This is a genomic window from Streptomyces sp. NBC_00988, assembly GCF_045162645.1.
GTDB lineage: Bacteria > Actinomycetota > Actinomycetes > Streptomycetales > Streptomycetaceae > Streptomyces.
The window spans coordinates 10161052-10177097 of record NZ_CP108730.1; the positions used below are offsets into that span (position 1 = coordinate 10161052).

The 16046-nt window shown below is 70.6% G+C and carries 15 protein-coding genes; 5 read left to right on the forward strand and 10 right to left on the reverse strand.

The genetic code is table 11. The features are described 5' to 3' along the window. Positions 1–50: 50 nt before the first annotated feature. Both OG496_RS45935 and OG496_RS45940 read right to left on the reverse strand, forming a co-directional pair. Positions 51–1502: a cellulose binding domain-containing protein gene (locus OG496_RS45935; RefSeq protein ID WP_405975104.1), complete on the reverse strand. Its 1452-nt coding sequence runs from the start codon at positions 1500–1502 to the stop codon at positions 51–53. 88 nt (positions 1503–1590) lie between these two features. Beyond that, complete coding sequence (locus OG496_RS45940; RefSeq protein ID WP_405975105.1) at positions 1591–3132, reverse strand: beta-N-acetylhexosaminidase; 1542 nt, start codon at positions 3130–3132, stop codon at positions 1591–1593. 312 nt (positions 3133–3444) lie between these two features. Here OG496_RS45940 and OG496_RS45945 point away from each other — a divergent pair, with 312 nt between their 5' ends. Next, positions 3445–4284 (forward strand): GntR family transcriptional regulator, encoded by an 840-nt coding sequence (locus OG496_RS45945; RefSeq protein WP_366492120.1) that lies wholly within the window; start codon positions 3445–3447, stop codon positions 4282–4284. Here the strand turns inward: OG496_RS45945 and OG496_RS45950 are convergent. The 5 genes from OG496_RS45950 to OG496_RS45970 all read right to left on the reverse strand — a co-directional run bounded on the left by OG496_RS45950 (position 4269) and on the right by OG496_RS45970 (position 8570). Then, positions 4269–5147: a hypothetical protein gene (locus OG496_RS45950; protein ID WP_405975106.1), complete on the reverse strand. Its 879-nt coding sequence runs from the start codon at positions 5145–5147 to the stop codon at positions 4269–4271. The two genes, OG496_RS45945 and OG496_RS45950, sit on opposite strands and share 16 nt — an antisense overlap. Further along, positions 5144–5932: a MerR family transcriptional regulator gene (locus OG496_RS45955; RefSeq protein WP_405975107.1), complete on the reverse strand. Its 789-nt coding sequence runs from the start codon at positions 5930–5932 to the stop codon at positions 5144–5146. Before OG496_RS45955 ends, OG496_RS45950 begins: the two co-directional genes overlap by 4 nt. A 129-nt stretch (positions 5933–6061) precedes the next feature. Continuing rightward, the gene (locus OG496_RS45960) at positions 6062–6613 is read right to left on the reverse strand and encodes a dinucleotide-binding protein (protein ID WP_405975108.1); all 552 of its coding nucleotides are present in this window, start codon (positions 6611–6613) and stop codon (positions 6062–6064) included. Between the two features lie 165 nt (positions 6614–6778). Then, positions 6779–7486 carry an SDR family oxidoreductase gene (locus tag OG496_RS45965; protein ID WP_405975109.1) on the reverse strand — a complete coding sequence of 236 codons (708 nt, stop codon included), beginning with the start codon at positions 7484–7486 and terminating at the stop codon, positions 6779–6781. A 244-nt stretch (positions 7487–7730) separates the two neighbouring features. Continuing rightward, on the reverse strand, positions 7731–8570 hold the full coding sequence (locus OG496_RS45970) for an SDR family NAD(P)-dependent oxidoreductase (protein ID WP_405975110.1): 840 nt from the start codon (positions 8568–8570) through the stop codon (positions 7731–7733). A 175-nt stretch (positions 8571–8745) separates the two neighbouring features. Between OG496_RS45970 and OG496_RS45975 the strand changes: the two genes are divergently transcribed. Next, positions 8746–9210, forward strand: coding sequence for a MarR family winged helix-turn-helix transcriptional regulator (locus OG496_RS45975; protein WP_405975111.1), 465 nt, complete (start codon positions 8746–8748; stop codon positions 9208–9210). A gap of 17 nt (positions 9211–9227) precedes the next feature. On the opposite strand, the gene OG496_RS45980 is transcribed toward OG496_RS45975, so the two are convergent. Continuing rightward, complete coding sequence (locus OG496_RS45980; RefSeq protein ID WP_405975112.1) at positions 9228–10088, reverse strand: helix-turn-helix transcriptional regulator; 861 nt, start codon at positions 10086–10088, stop codon at positions 9228–9230. Positions 10089–10200: 112 nt separating this feature from the next. Between OG496_RS45980 and OG496_RS45985 the strand changes: the two genes are divergently transcribed. From OG496_RS45985 to OG496_RS45995, 3 genes are all read left to right on the forward strand, one after another. Continuing rightward, positions 10201–11049 (forward strand): helix-turn-helix transcriptional regulator, encoded by an 849-nt coding sequence (locus OG496_RS45985; protein ID WP_405975113.1) that lies wholly within the window; start codon positions 10201–10203, stop codon positions 11047–11049. 384 nt (positions 11050–11433) lie between these two features. After that, complete coding sequence (locus tag OG496_RS45990) at positions 11434–12399, forward strand: NADP-dependent oxidoreductase (RefSeq protein WP_405975114.1); 966 nt, start codon at positions 11434–11436, stop codon at positions 12397–12399. A gap of 27 nt (positions 12400–12426) precedes the next feature. Beyond that, the gene (locus tag OG496_RS45995; RefSeq protein WP_405975115.1) at positions 12427–13485 is read left to right on the forward strand and encodes an NAD(+)/NADH kinase; all 1059 of its coding nucleotides are present in this window, start codon (positions 12427–12429) and stop codon (positions 13483–13485) included. A gap of 1 nt (position 13486) precedes the next feature. Here OG496_RS45995 and OG496_RS46000 read toward each other — a convergent pair whose 3' ends face one another. Further along, on the reverse strand, positions 13487–15310 hold the full coding sequence (locus OG496_RS46000; RefSeq protein WP_405975116.1) for a sensor histidine kinase: 1824 nt from the start codon (positions 15308–15310) through the stop codon (positions 13487–13489). Continuing rightward, positions 15300–16001: a response regulator transcription factor gene (locus OG496_RS46005; protein WP_405975117.1), complete on the reverse strand. Its 702-nt coding sequence runs from the start codon at positions 15999–16001 to the stop codon at positions 15300–15302. The genes OG496_RS46000 and OG496_RS46005 overlap by 11 nt, the downstream gene beginning before the upstream one ends. Positions 16002–16046 lie beyond the last annotated feature (45 nt).

The following is a 16046-nucleotide window of genomic DNA, read 5'->3' on the forward strand; positions in this document are numbered from 1 at the left end:
CGCGCTCCCGGATGCCGTACGCCGAGTGTGCGGCCCGCCGCCCTGAGTGATCAACTGCTGGGCACGGTGTCCTCGAACGTGGTGCCCGCGCCGCGGTACGCCGCGACCTTGGCGGCGACCTGCGCCGGCGTGAGGACCTGGTCCTTGACGTGCAGGACGTAGTCGACCTGCTCGTCGTAGGACCGTGCGGTGGAACTGGTCAGGCCGCCGAAGTCGATCAACCACTGGTTGAAGTTGATCGACATCGGCCGCTCCGGGAGGTACGCGGCGTCGTGGGTGCCGAAGAGCCGGCCGTCGATGTAGTACTTGATGCTGCTGTTGTCGATGGTCAGCACCAGGTCGTGCCAGCCGTTGTAGCTCTGCCGGCCCTCGGTGTGCTGGTTGACCGCGATCCACGGGTCGGCCTGGTAGGTCTCCCAGGACGTCGTGTAGAGGATGTCGGAGGTCTCGCCCCAGCCGCCGTTGGGGAGGTACTCGAAGTCGTACTCGGAGTAGTCGTCCGCCAACGGGGCCGTGAGGTCGTTGATGGTGAAGAACGTCTGCACGAGGTGGTCGCCGTCCGGTCCTGACTTGGGCGCGTCGTTGAACTTGACCCGGGCCGCGTAGGTGCCGTTCTTGAACTTCCTTGTGTTGGTGACGACTTCGGTCTGCTTGGTGCTCTCGCCGGTGCCGGACGTCGACGTCTCCAGGTTCATCACGGAGTTGCCGCTGGTGCTGGCGAACGTGACGTTCTCGGGCGCCCAGGTGGCACCGGAGACACCTGGACCGCCGGAGCCGGCGCGCACGCTCCAGCCGTGCGACGAGATCTTCGGGTCGTTGTAGGCGCTGTAGTTGAAGTCGTCGAACAGCGTGGCGCCGGTCGCCGGGGGATCGGTCGGCGGGTCCGTGGGCGGGTTCGTCGGGTCGTTGCCCGCGGGGGCGGTGCCCCACAGCGTGGCGCCGGACAGCTGCGCGGTGACCTTGGACCAGTCGGCGTACGACGTCTGCGCGGCGCCGAAGGAGTAGTCGTCGCTCTGGTTCAGCGTCTGCCACGTCGACTGGTAGAAGCGCAGCTGCATGTCACCGGTGTCGGCGCCCGGTGCGAGTGTGCCCGCGCCGGAGGTGAAGCCGATCTCCAGGTAACGGTCCGCCGTGGCCGTCGGGTTGGCGAGCGTGCCGAAGGTGCCCGTGACGTTGGCACAGCCCTTGACCGCCCAGGAACACGCGAAGCGGTAACTCGCGCTCGCCGAGTCCGCCTTGAAGTAGTAGCGGAGCTTGACGCCCGCCAACTGCACTGTGCTGGAACCGGTGTTCTTCACCTTGAACCAAGGCTCCGACTGATCGGCCGTCGCCCCGGTGGCGCTCGTGCGGTACTGGACGCTCAGTCCGTCGCCCGCCGCGCTCGCGGTGGACGGCATCGCGGTGAGCGCGGCGGCGCCCATGGCCACCGCGACGGCGGCGGACGCGGCGGCGCGCAGCCTGTTCTTCGCGAACCTCGTGTCGAACCTCATGTCGAGTCTCATGTCGTGCCTCTCCAGAAAGGTGGGGTGATTCCGGAACGGACAGGTGAGGGGCGGTACTTGAGGGGGGCGGTACTGGAAGGGGGATGGCTCAGGGGCGGTACGGGACGCCGAGCGCGTCCAGGCGGGCGGTGTGGTCGTCGAGGCGGGAACGGAAGTCCGCCCAATCGGTCGCGCCGCTCCAGGCACGGTCGGCGAGGGCGCACAGGCGGGGGTAGGTGAGGTACTCGATGCGCTCGGGCGTCCTGACGAACTCGGTCCACAACTGCGCCTGCGTGCCCAACACCCGCTCGGCCGCGCTCCGTTCGGCGTCCTCGGGCACGGGGTCGTGGGCGTGGACGGCGCGCAGATCGACGACGCCGCCGGGCTGGGCCTGGGGTTCGCCCGGGTCCTCGGACTGGGCGTAGTCGAGGTAGGTCGCCCGGTGCCAGGCGCTGATGACGGGGTGGCCGCGGCGCGCCGCCGCCAGGGTGTGCGCCGCGTCGCGCCACGTCAGCACCGCGAAATCCAGGGGCAGTTCGGCCCCCGTCTCGGCCCAGCCGGCCGGACGCCGCCCGTGTCGCACGAGGAAGTCGCCGATCTGCCCGAGGAACCAGCCGTGCAGCTCCGCGGGGCTCGACAGGCCTTCCGCCAGGGTCCGTTCGCGGGCGGCGGCACTGTGCGTCCACTCGCCGGTGGGGCATTCCTCGCCGCCGACATGGATGTACGGCGAGGGGAAGACGTCCATGACCTCGTCGAGGACCGTACGGCAGAAGTCGAGGACCTCGTCGTGGACCCCGAGGACGGTGTCGCACACGCCCCAGCGGGTCCAGACGTCGAGGGTGCGCTCCGGGTTGTTGCCCAGTTCGGGATAGGCGGCGAGGGCGGCCCGGACGTGTCCGGGCATCTCTATCTCCGGCATGACGGTGACTCCGCGAGCGGCCGCATAGCTCACCAGGTCGGCGAGTTCGGCCCGTGTGTACGCCCCGCCGTGCGGGACACCGTCGTACAAGTCGCCCCCGGCGGGGCCCAGTTGGGACTCGGCGCGATGGCCGCCGATCTCGGTGAGCTTCGGGTAGGCGGACACCGGCATGCGCCAGCCCTGGTCGTCCGTGAGGTGCAGATGGAACACGCTGATCTTGTGCAGCGCCAACAGGTCTACGTACCGGCGCAGATAGGAAACTGGCTGGAAGTGCCGGGCCACGTCGAGCATCGCGCCGCGCCAGGGATGACGGGGGAGGTCGGTGATCTCGACGCACGGCAGCACCCACCGGGTGTCGGGCTGCGGAGTCTCCGACAGGGCCTGTGGGGGCAGGAGTTGACGGATCGTCTGGATGCCGCGCAGCAGACCGGTGAGGTGCGCGGCACGCAGCAGTACAGCGTGCGGGGCGACAGCGAGGCCGTATCCCTCCTCGCCGAGACCCGCCAGCCCAGCGAGACCGGGGTCGAGCGTGAGGGTCAACTGGCCCTCGGGGGAAGCCGGTAGAGGCAACCCGGTGGCCGGGGCGAGCAGGGTGCGCAGGAGGTCCGCCGCCGGTTCGGCGCCCGCGCCGATGTGCAGGGCGGAGTCGGCGTCGAGCGTGAACTGCCCTGGCCGGAACGCCGACTTGGTGGGGCGGGGGACGAGGGAGAGCACGGAACGCTGTGCGGGCATGGGGTGTCTCCGGGACGGGACGGGGCGGGTGGGGGAGGCTCACCTGGGGGCATACACGGACACCTGACCACCTGACCAGTGAAGCTCACTGGACAGCTCACCTCTCGATGTGGGGATGAAGGTGGCATAGACCAATGCGGACGTCAACCCCTCTTGCTGCAGGGGGACTTGGCATGCGGGTCGGTGCGGATCGGAAGGATCACCGCCCGGCAGTGGTTACACTGCCCGGGTCAACAGGGCGATTGCGGGCTACCGTTGGTCAACTGGTCAAGTGGTTGACCGGCCAGGGGCTCCGCGCAGGGGGAGTGCGACATGAAGGCCGACGCGCCAGGTGCGGTACTCAAACGGGAGCGGGTCCGCGACTTCATCCTCGACCTCGTCGAGTCGCACCACCCGGGGGACGCGATCCCCTCCGAGCGTGTCCTCTGTGCCCAACTCGGCGTGTCCCGCCCGACCTTGCGCGCGGCGGTGGACGAACTCGTCGCCGCGGGGCTGCTGGTGCGGGAGCACGGGCGCGGCATGTTCGTGGCGCCCGAGAAGATCACCCAGGAACTTGTCTCCGGCGAACAGACCATGACGGCACCTCAGGCCTCCGGTGCCTGGTCGAGCCGCCTGCTGGAGTTCACCACCATCCCGGCCGGCGCCCGCGTGGGCCGCCGACTGCGCCTCTCGCCCGCGGCCGAGATCGTGTACGTGGCCCGGCTGCGCCTGGTCGACGGCGCACCGATGGCCATCGAGCACCTGCACATAAGGGCCGACCTCGTACCGGCCCTGTCCGCACGGGAGTTGGAGGCCGGCGACCTGTACGAACACCTGCGGGAACAGCACGGCGTACACGTCCAGGAGGCGGTCCAGGCGATCGAGCCGACCGTCGTCACCCGCGCCGAGGCCGAACTCCTCGACGTCCCGGAACTCTCCCCGGCCCTGCTCTTCGAGCGCCTCACCTCGGACACCACGGGCCGGCCGGTCGAATACGTCCACTCGATCTACCGGGGCGACCGCTACCGCATCGTCTCCCGCCTCACCCTCGGCCCCTCGGTGACGGTCCCGTCGACCCCGCTCGGCCACCATCCCGGCATCCCCCCGGGCGACTTCGCCCACCGGGACACGATCGCGGCGTCCACGCGGGGGGACATTCAGTCGGCGTCCTGAGGCGCGGGTGCCGGTGCGGGTGCGGCTCGTGCCCTGGTGACAGCGTCGTAGAGGGACTTCGGATCGTCGGCGTGCAGCCTGATCACCCGTACCGGGCGAGCCGCGCCGAGGAGTTTCGGCGCGTTGACCGGTTCGGTCAGTCCGAGGGTGAGGGAGGTCTGCGAGCCGACGGGGAGGTTCAGTTCGCCGTCCTTCTTCGTGTGGGTGAACAGCGACTCGCGCCGGATGGAGGCGATCCGGGCGAGAGGTATGCGGATGTCGACGTGGGCCGCCTGCCGGACGCGCAGGACATCTCCGGCGAGGACGTGCGGCCGGGTGACGGTGGCCGCGTGCATGCCGAGGACGAACAGGACGGTGTAGACGTCGACGACCAGGAGGACGGCGTGGACGACGGGCCACCTGGCGAGCAGGAACGACAGGGCGACCGTTTCGGCCACGCACACGAACGTGAGGCCGTACATCATGGCCGCCTGGTCACGGGCGTGCGGGAAGACCCCGTCGGCCTCGCCGACTCCGTGCGGACGGCGTACGACCCACCGGACAAGGCTCGCCAGGATCCGCGCCTCGTGCGTTACGTACCGCGCCACACGCTCGGGCACGAGCCGCGCGAGCGCTTGCCGCGGGGACAGCCCGAGCCGCCGTAGCCGCAGCCAGACGTAGACCTCGGCGCCGAGCATTATCAACAGGAGCAGCTTGCCGCCGAGCAGCACGGCGTCGGGAACCGGAACTCCGCTGAACAGGCAGGCGATCAGGGCGAGTTGGGTGGGCACCGCGACGGCGCGTAGCGTGCTCAGGGTTGGTCCCCGCGGCAAGCGCTCGCGCGGCTCGGGGAGGGGCGTCTGGACCTCCGACGTCGTCGTCATGACGGGTCTTCCTGTCGGTGTGACGGAGCTTCCTGGCCGTGCTTCGCGAGCTGTCGGTGCTTCGCGAGTTCGATCGCGCGGCGCACCGCCGCCGACTGGGCGGGCGCCAGGTCCGAGAAGAGGGCGTCGGTGAGACCGTCGTCGGTCTTGTCGGGGAATTGCGCGGCCAGGTCGTCGGGCAGGAGGGCCGCGAGCGCGGCGGCGGCACGGGTCACCCCGGGGTCGTCCGGCTCCTTGTCGGCGAGGGCGTCCAGCAGGCCGTACATCTCGCCGGCGTGCTCCGCCATTCCCCGCAGCGTCTCCATCAGCCGGACCCGGTCCGCCTCGGGGGCCACGGTGTCGAGGAGGGCAAGGATCTCGCGGTCCTTCACGGCCATGGGGGAGTCGGGCAGCTCGCCGAGGCCCGCCAGCAGCTCGGTGAGCTGCGGCGAGAGTGGCGCTTCGGAGGTCAGCTGCCCGCCCCGCGCCTCGGCCAGCAGCGCGGCGAGCCGTTGGCGCCGCTCCCGGATGACCGCTTCCTGCCGGCCGAGGTCCTCGTCCAACTCCTGCAGGACGTCCACCAGTTCGCGTCCCTCGTCGTCCGTGAGGACGTCACGCACCTCGTCGAGACCGAGGCCCAGCTCGGTCAGACGCCGGATCCGGGCCAGCAGGACGGCGTCCCGGATGCCGTACTCGCGATAGCCGTTGCTCCGCCGTACGGGCTCGGGCAGCAGCCCGAGATGGTGGTAGTGCCGCACGGCCCGAGGGGTGACCCCGATCAGGGCGGCGATCTCGCCGATTCGCATGCGTTCAGTAGAAACCCTGACGTTGCGACAAGGTCAAGGTGACGCGGTTAGCGGGTGGTGTGGTTCGGATCAGTGCGGGGGAGCAGACCGGTGCGCCCGCGCCCCGAACTACCCCCGCCCACCCCGTACTTACAGCTCCCCGGGCCGCCCGTACCGGTAGAAGAACGGGCCGCCGATCTGGCCGGCCAGCGCGCGGGTCAGGCCCGAGCTGTCCTCCAGGAGGCGGGCGCCCGGGTCGAGGTCGCCGACGTAGAGCGGGTCGAAGCCGGCGGCCGTGATGAGTTGCGCGGTGATGTCCTTCGCGGCGGGTTCGGCGGCGAAGAGGTTGCTCGGGGTGACTCGCTGGGTGCCGATCTGGTCGTACGCGGAGGCGAAGACCGTGTTGAAGGACTTCGCGGTCGGGCCGCCGACGATCGACTTGACCTGGTGCGCGAGGGAGGGGAAGGCGGGGTCGCGCTCCGAGTAGAGGTTGGTCGCGTCGATGGTGACCTGGCCGTTCAGGCCGGTCACACCGCTCAGCGCCGCGGCGATCTGGTTGCCGGGGACGGCCACGACCACCACATCCGCGTCCGAGGCGTCACCGCCGTCCCGGCCCAGCGTCCTGACCTCGTGCCCGGCCTTCTCCCACAGACGGGCCAGGCCGCCGCCGACGTGTCCTCGTCCGATCACCGTGATGTTCATGCCGGCCTCCGGTCTGCCTGGGGTTCCGTGTCCTCGTTGACGTGTCAACAAAACACCACTGATGTTGTCGTGTCAACCAATGCCACCGGGACGGGGGAGGAGCAGCGAGTGCTGTTCCTCCCCCGCCCTGAGGGGATGGGGGACGGGACTGTGGCGGGACGGATCTCAGATCGCCTGCGCGGTGGGCAGGATGGTGATCTCGGTGAGGTTGACGTGGCGCGGTACGGCGGCCATGAACGCGACGGTCTCGGCGATGTCGGCGCTCTGGAGGACGTCGATGTCGCTGATGAGGTCGGCCATCAGCTTGGACGCGTCGGCGTCCGTGACGTGGTCGGGGAGCTCGGTGTCGACCATGCCGGGCTCGATGGTGGCCACGCGGACCATCTTCGGGCCGAGTTCCACGCGGAGGAGCCGGGTGAGGTGGCTGATGTACGCCTTGGTGCCGGAGTAGATCGAGAACTTCGTCAGGATGCGGGTGGCCGCGATCGACGAGGTGTTGATCAGGTCGGCCGGCTTGCCCGCGGCGGCGGACTCCGTCAGGTGGGGGAGGAACGCGGCGATCACGTTCATCAGCCCACTGATGTTGAGGTCGATCTGGCGCTGCCAGTCGTCGACCTTCAACTCCTCGATACCGGAGATGAGTTGGACACCGGCGTTGTTGAACACCAGGTCTGCCTTGTCGTAGCGCTCGGCGACCCGGTCGGCGGCGGCCTGGACGGCGGCGCGGTCCGTGACGTCGACAGCCAGGGCGAACGCGGTGCCGCCGGCGGCCTCGATGTTCTTGACCACACCCTCCAGCGGCTCCTTGCGGCGGGCCAACACGACCACGGTGGCGCCGAGTTCGGCGAGCCGTTCGGCGGTGACGGCACCCATCTGGAGGCGCCGGAGACGACGGCGACCCGGCCGGAGAGGGGGGTACCGGTGAGCAGGGCGGAAGCAGACATCGCAGAACCTCAATCACTCTGATGGGGAAGATGTTTGATGGCGTGTCGGATGTGGGGGAGCGTCGGGTGTGCCGGGCGGTGGCCGGCACGGGCGCCCGCACTCGTCGGCCACGGCCGCCCGCACTCGTCGGGCACGGCGCCCGAACTCCTCGGGCCCCGGCGCCCGTTGTGCGTCAGGCGTCGTCGTCGTGTCCGGTGGCCGCGGACTTCTCGCGCCACGGGGCCAGGTCGTCCTGCACCTGCTGGTACTTGACCCCCAGCCGCTCCAGCGTGTCGCGGCCGAGGTAGAGGTGCGTCGGCAGCTTCTCGGTGCCGGTGACCTCGACGATGAGGGCCGCGCCCAGGACGGGGTCACCGAGCTGCGCGTGGTTGGCCCGGTCGATCCAGTCGAGCGTCACGTGGGCCGGGGTGTCGTCGTAGTCGGCGATACGGTTCGCGGCGACCGAGAGCGAGCTGGAGTCGAGGAAGTCGGTGCGGAAGACGCCCGGTTCGACCACCATCGACTGGATGCCGAACGGCGCCATCTCGGCGGAGAGCGCCTCGCTGATGCCGGCGACCGCGAACTTCGACGCGGAGTACAGGCTGACCCCGGGCTCGCCCTCGAAGCCCGAGCGGGAACCGATGTGCACGAGCTTGCCCGAGCCCTGCCTGCGCATGACGGGCAGGACGGCGCGGGTGACGTTGATGAGGCCGAAGACGTTGAGGTCGAACAGCGACCGTGCCTCCGCGTCGGTGATCTCCTCCAGCGCGCCGAGCAGGCCGCGGCCGGCGTTGTTCACCAGGACGTCGATACCGCCGAAGCGCTCCACCGCGGCCTCGACCGCCTGCGGGATGCTGTCGTTGTCCGTGACGTCCAGGGCGACCGCGAACACGTTGTCGGACTTCTTCAGGTCGTCGGGCACCCGTTCCGGATTCCGTACGGCGACCACGACATTGTTACCGCCTGCCAGTGCGGCCCGGGCGATTTCCGCGCCGATTCCGCGGGAGGCGCCGGTGACAAACCACGTAGCCATGGGGAAAACCTCTTTCGTCGCTTCCCCTTGTGGGGGGATTTCTTGTTGACGAGTACGAGTCTGTCCCGCCGCGACGGAGCTATGAAGGCAGCGGTTTTCCTGGGAGTCCCACACCCAGGAACGGGCGTCGACCGGCGAAGTCGGTGACATGTCAACAAGCTGCTACGGTGAAGTCATGTCCGAACCGCGATGGCTCACCCCCGACCAGGCCGACGTCTGGGCGAAGTACCGGAGAGTGCGCCGCGAGCTGCAGCGGGCCCAGGACCAGCAGCTACAGCGGGATTCGGGTCTCTCGGCCGCCGACTACGCGCTCCTCGCGCCCCTGTCCGAGTCCGCCGACGGCGTGCTGCGCGCGCGGGAGCTGGGCGCCGAGGTCGACTGGGAGCGCAGCCGACTGTCTCATCAGATCAGCCGCATGGAGAAGCGCGGGCTCGTCACGCGCGAGCCCTGTGCGGACGACGCCCGCGGCTCGATGGTGCGGCTCACGGAAAAGGGCCGGGAAATGATCGAGGCCGCCGCACCCACCCACGTGGAGAATGTGCGGCGGCTTTTCTTCGACCCGCTCACCTCGGACGAGGTGCGCCTTTTCGGAGATTTCCTGGACCGGATACTGGGAGCGGTCGAGCGGGATTCCCGGTAATTCGTGACCTAGGGATATTACTGCGCGTCCTGCACCTCGGGCGCGCTGAGCGAACCCAGCAGCGCCAGGCCGTCCGCCGAAGGAGAGTCCGGCTCCGCCTGAAGGATGATGAGCTGCTGCCCGGGCGCGCTGCGGATGGTGAGCGCCTCGTGCCGCAGCTCCAGATCGCCCACCACGGAATGGCGCATCCGCTTGACCTCGTAGGGCGGGACCCGGGTGTACTCGCGGGCCCACAGCGAGCGGAACTCGGGGCTGCGTACGGACAGTTCGCCGACGAGGTGCAGGATACGGGGATCCTCGGGCGTGCTCGCGGCGGACTGCTGGAGATCGGCGACGGCGCGGTGCTTCGCCCGCTCCGGGCTCCGGTAGAACGTCTTCGCGGCGGGGTCCAGGAAGAGCATGCGCAGCACGTTGTCGTGCTGGGTGAAGTCGCGGTAGAGGGCGTCGGCCAGGGTGTTGGTTGCCAGCAGGTCCTGGGCGTGGCCGATGACGAAGGCCGGCGTCCTGGTCCAGCTCTCGATCAGCTGCCGCAGATGCGGGCGCACCCGCTCGACGCGGGACGGCGACCTCGTACGACGGCCCGCGGGCCGCGCCAGCCGGAACAGTTCGAGCCGGTCCTCCTCCGCCAGCCGCAGCACACGGGCCATGGCCTCCAACACCCTTGCGGACGGGCTGAGTTCACGGCCCTGCTCAAGTCTGCTGTAGTAGCCCGGGCTGACCCCGGCGAGCGCGGCGACCTCGTCGCGGCGCAGCCCGGGCACCCGTCGCCGGCCGGAGCCGGCCAGGCCCACGTCGGCGGGGCTGACGCGCTCCCGGCGGGAGCGGAGGAACTGACCCAGCCCTTCCACCGGGTCGGGGCGCACGTCGTCGTTGTACATACCGTCGAGGCTAGGCGGAGAACGCCCGGAGAAGTTCAGCCGACGGTGGGTGCGTTGCACCCAGGAGCACGGCTCCCCGGCTCACCGATAGAAAAGCATCTAGTCTTGCCGCATGAGCAATGGGACCCCTTTGGGAGATTTCCTCCGGGCCCGCCGCGAGGCCCTCAAGCCCCAGGACGTCGGTCTGCCCGAGTACGGCCGACGCCGGGTGCCGGGACTGCGCAGGGAGGAGGTCGCACTGCTCGCCGGAGTCAGCTCCGACTACTACATCAGGCTGGAGCAGGGACGCGAGAACAGCCCCTCGCCGCAGGTCCTGGAGGCCGTAGCGCAGGCGTTGAAGCTGGACGCGGAGTCCGCCGACCATCTCAACCGCCTTTGTCTGACGCCCTCGCAGCGGCCGCACGACTGGGGCCGGGCCGATGTCAGCCCGCAGCTGCTGCAGTTGATGGACGGCTGGGAGCACACTCCGGCGTTCGTGCTCGGCCCGGCGCTCGACATTCTCGCGGGCAACTCCCTTGCCACGGCGTTGCACAGCGGGTTCGACGCGTTCGACAACCTCGCCCGCAACGTGTTCGTCGACCCGGCGGGGCGCGAGTTCTACCAGGAATGGGACCGGGCAGCGCATTCCTGTGTCGCCGAACTCCGGGCCGCCTACGGGCACGATCCCGAATCGGCCCGTATCGCCGAGGTGGTCGACGAACTCTCCGCGGAGAGCGAGGAGTTCGCGGGGCTCTGGAGGCTGCACGACGTCAAGAGCAAGTCCCAGGAAGGCAAGCACCTCAAGCACCCGGACGTCGGCGACCTGCACATCGCCTTCGCCGCGTTCACGGTCAACGGTGCCCCGCATCAGCAACTCGTCGTCTACCAGGCCGAACCGGCGAGCCGGACCACGGCCGCCTTCGAGACGCTGAGGGCGCCGGCCACCGCGCCGAAGAAGGCCGGCGCGAACGCGAACACGTAGGACCGGGCCGAGGCTGGTCCTCCCGCACTCCGAAACCGATCCTCCCGCACTCCGAGGCTGGTCCTCCCGCACCCAGGAAAACCGCGGCCTTCGTACCGGCGCGCCGGCCCCGCCGCCGGGACGCGCTCCGTACGGCGTCAGGAGCGGACATGATCACCGTGAAGGACTTTCCGACACCACCCTCGTCGCCCCCTACAGCCTGTTCATCCTGGAGCCGGTCCGGGCCTGGACCGGTCCTTCGCAGCCCGCCCCGAGCCTGTTCCACCACCGCGGCGACGGCACCTTCACCCTCGACGGCCCGACCGTCGATCTCAAGGACCGCATGACCAAGTGGCAGTACCTTCTGTAGGCCAGCGGATCACCCGGAACACTGGAGACTCGACCATGCCCCGAGCAGTGAAATTCTCGCGCTACGGCGGCCCCGAGGTGCTGGAGGTCGTCGAGGTGCCGCGACCCGAGGCGGGCCCCGGGGAGGTCCTCGTCCGGGTCGTCGTCGCCGGGGTCAATCCCGGCGAGGCAGGCATCCGGCAGGGCGTCTTCGCGGACATGTGGCCGGCGGTGTTTCCCGAAGGGCAGGGCAACGACTTCGCCGGCTGGGTAGCCGAACTCGGCGACGGCGTAAGCGAGTTCGCCGTCGGCGACGAGGTCATCGGCTACCTGCCCCGAAGGGCGCAGGCCGACTACGTCGTCTCGCCCGCCGGCCTCCTCGCCCCCAAGCCCGCCGACATCAGCTGGGAAGCCGCGGCGCCGCTGTCCGCGGTCGGGGTGACGGCATGGGCCGCCGTCGACGCCGTAGAACCGGCGGCCGGGGACACCGTCGTGGTGTCCGGCGCGGCCGGCGGGGTCGGCTCCCTCGCCGTGCAGCTCGCGCGGCTGCGCGGCGCCACGGTCATCGGCACCGCCGGACCGCACAACGCCGACTTCCTGCGCTCCCTCGGAGTCGTCCCCGTCGAGCACGGGCCCGGCCTCGCCGACCGGCTGAAGGCCGCGGCACCCGACGGGATCGACGCGTTCGTCGACACCTTCGGCCAGGGCAACGTCGACATCGCCATCGCGCTGGGCGTGCCCCCGCACCGGATCAACACCCTCGCCGACGGCCGGGCCGTGGCCCGCCACGGCGTACGCGGCAGGGCCCAGGAGGACGTCTTCACCCCTCAACTGGTCGCCGAACTGGCCGAACTGGTCTCCAAGGGACAGCTCACCGTCACCGTCAGCCAGGTCTACCCCCTGGAACAGGTCCAGGAGGCCTACCGGCAGGTGCAGCAGAGGCACACGCGGGGAAAGATCGTGCTCAGCCTGGTCCCGCCCGACGACCGCCCCGCACCGGCCGCCCGACTCCACACCCTCTGACCCCTCACCGCATTCCACGGAGGACCCATGCCCGTACGTCGTATCGGCCTCGTCGTCCACCAGGGACGCGAGACCGCCCGGGACGCGGCGGCCGCCGTGCACGCCTGGAGCGAGGCGCACGACGTGCGCTGCACGGAGATCGACGTCTGGGCCAAGGACCACCACCGCCGCGCCGGACGCGAGGAGGCCGAGGCCGCGGGCAACCCCGACCTCGTCGTCACCCTCGGCGGCGACGGCACCTTCCTGCGCGGTGCCCGCATCGCCGTCAAGAGCGGGGCCGGCGTCCTCGGCGTCGACCTCGGCAAGGTCGGCTTCCTCACCGAGGTCCCGGCCGGCGACATCGACGAGGCCCTCGACGCCGTGCACGAGGGACGGGCCATCGTCGAGGAACGCATGACACTGACCATGCGCGCCTCCCGCCCGCTGGACATCCCCGAGGAGATGGAGGCCCTGCTGCGCTACGGCCGCGGTCCCGCCCTGCCGCCGCCGCAGGTCCGGCCCGAGACCACGGAGGGCGGCGGCTGGGGCTGCGCGCTGGACGTCACCGCGCTCAACGACGTCGTCCTGGAGAAACTCGCCCGCGACCGGCAGGTCGGCGTCGGCGTCTACCTGGCCGGACGACTGCTGGCGACCTACTCCGCCGACGCGCTCGCCGTCGCCACCCCCACCGGCTCCACGGCCTACAGCTTCGCCGCCGGCGGACCCGTCCTCTCGCCCCACATGGACGCCGTCGTCTTCACGCCGATCGCCCCGCACATGACGTTCAACCGCAGCGTGATCGCCGCCCCCGACGAACCGGTCGGCCTGCGCGTCCTGCCCCACTCCGGCCAGGCCATCGTCACCGTCGACGGCCAGCTCCGCGGCGTCCTGGACCCCGGCGACTGGATCGGCGTCTTCCGAGCCCCCCAGCGCGTCCGCCTCGTCCGCCTCCGCCCGACGGATTTCTACGGCCGGCTACGCGACCGGTTCCGGCTCACGGACGCCCCCGCCAACGCACAGGACGGCCCCTCGGAACCGTTCTTCCGCCCGGACACCCCGGTCCCGGCGGACCTCGCGGGGATGCGCCTGCCGCCCGCCGGTCAGTAGGTCACGCGGGAAGGCGGACGGTGAAGACCGTGCCGGCGCCGACCGCGCTGGTCACCGTCACCGTCCCGCCGTGCGCCTCGGTCAGCCTGCGCACGATGGCGAGGCCCAGACCGCTGCCGCCGGTGCGCCGGCTGCGTGACTTCTCCGCGCGCCAGAAGCGGTCGAAGACCCGGGGCAGATCCTCGGCGGGGATACCGGTGCCGGTGTCGGCGACCTCGACCGTGACGTGGCCCGCGGTCCGGTGGGCGCGCAGGGTTACCGTGCCGCCGGGTGCGGTGTGCCGTATCGCGTTGGACACCAGGTTGCCGATGACCTGCCGCAGCCGTACGGGATCGCCGGACAGCTCCAGGTCGCCGTCCGTGCGGGTGGTGAGGGTGACGCCCGCGGTCTCGGCGCGGCCGAGGTGGGCGGTGGCGACGTGGTCGAGGAGGTCGCGTACGAAGAGGGGTTCGGGGTGGATGCGCAGCTGGCCCGCGTCGGCCTCCGCGAGGTCCTGGAGGTCGTCGACGATGTGCTGGAGCAGCAGTGCCTCCTCGAGGAGGGAGTCCACGAGCGCCTCGTCGGAGGTGGCGATGCCGTCCTGCACGGCTTCGAGCCAGCCGCGGATGGTGCTCAGCGGGGTGCGCAGTTCGTGGGCGACGTCGCTGACCATCGCCTTGCGCTGACCCTCCATGCGTTCGCGGCGCTGGGTGAGGTCGTTGAAGGCGGCGGCGAGGTAGCCGATCTCGTCGTTGGTGGTGACCGGCACGCGTTGATGTTCTTCTACGGGGCGGCGCGCCGCGTCGGCCAGGGCGCGCAACGGCCTGACCAGGCGGGTGCCGACCACGACCGTGACGGCCACGGTCACCAGCAGCACCAGCCCGGCGACACCGGCGATACGGGTGGTGTTGGCCGAGGTGAAGTGGAACGCGGGGGCGGCGGTCGAACCGGTCGGGGTGGCGACGAAGAGGAGGGCGGCCGGTGCGACGTAGGGGGTGAGCTGGTCGCGGCGGGCGGTGTCCAGGCAGGTCTGGGCGGGCGGGCCGCCGTAGACGACGACGAAGTCGACGCCGAACTTCACGGGCTCCAGGTGTCGGCGCCGCAGACAGTCGTTGACCATGGTGGTGAGCCGGTCCAACGGCTCGCGCTCGCTCGCGACGGGAAGGGCGAGTTCGGCCAGGCCACAGTCGCGGTCACCGGGGACTCCGCCCAGGGCGCTGCTGGCGATCTTGATGAAAGGGCGGCCGCCAGGCCCGACGACGAGTGTGGCGCCGGCGCCCGGGCCGCCCAGGCAGGCGAGGAGTTTGTGCGCCTGGCCGGACAGGCTCGCGCGTTCGGCGGCGGTCAGCCGGTAGGGGCCGACGGCACGAGGGTCGATGCGGTTCGCCCCGGCGTCCGGCAGCAGCGCCGGGTCGGTGTGCAGGGGGTCGACTACGGCCGACGCCCGGGTGGGGAGGGCAGCGGCAGCGGTAGGGGTGGTGGACGAGGTCGCGATCGTACGGCGGCTCTGTGTGGTCAGGGTGATACGGCGGCCGGTCCGCTCGGCGAGGCGGCGGATGGTGGGGGCGACGCCGTTCCAGTTCGGGTGGGCGGCGGCGTAACCGACCAGGGTGTCGTAGATCTCGGTGTCGGAGGACAGGAGTTGGCCCTGTTCCTGCTGGATGGCGCTGCTGGTGGTACGGGCGGCCAGCCAGGCGGTGGCGGCGACCGAGCAGACGGCGATCATCACGGAGGTGGCGAGCAGTCGTACCAACAGGCTTCTGTGCAGCGGCACTTTGGCCCGGACGCGGGCCCTGGACTTCGGCCCGCTGCCTCCTGCGGCCTCCAACTCCGGTTCAGCGCCCACGACTTCCGTCCATGAGCTTGTAGCCGACGCCGTACACCGTTTGCAGATAGGCCGGTCGGCGGGGGACGGCCTCTATCTTCTTGCGCAGGTTGAGGACATGGACGTCGATCGTGCGTTCGGTGATGTAGCGGTCGAACCCCCGTGTCAGGGCGAGGAGTTGGCGCCGGGTGAAGACCCGCTCCGGTTCGGCGGCCATCGCCGCGAGGATCTCGAACTCCCCGGGCGTGCACACCACTTGGCGTCCGTCGAGCTCGACGGTACGGCGGACCGGGTCGATGGCGAGCGCGCCGATCCGCAGCACGGGATCGTCCGGCGCCGCCGTGGCACCCCGCGCCCGCCGCAGCAGGGTGCGGATGCGGGCCATCAACTCCCGTGGGCTGTAAGGCTTGGTCATGTAGTCGTCGGCGCCGAGATCGAGCCCGAGCAGGAGATCCTCCTCCGTGCTGCGCGCGGTCAGCATCAGCACGGGCACATCGCACTCCCGGCGCAGCACACGGCACACGTCCAGCCCGTCGACCAGGGGCATCATCACGTCGAGGACGAGCAGATCCGGCCGCCGGCGCCGCACCTCGTCGATGGCCGCGCGCCCGTCGTGGACGACCAGGGAGGAGTGGCCCTCGCGCTCCAGATAGCGGCGGATCACCTCGGCCTGCTTGACGTCGTCCTCGGCCACCAGGACATATGCGTTCACGCGGCTCACCCTAAGGTCGGCGCCGCGACACCAGACAGAAGTCTG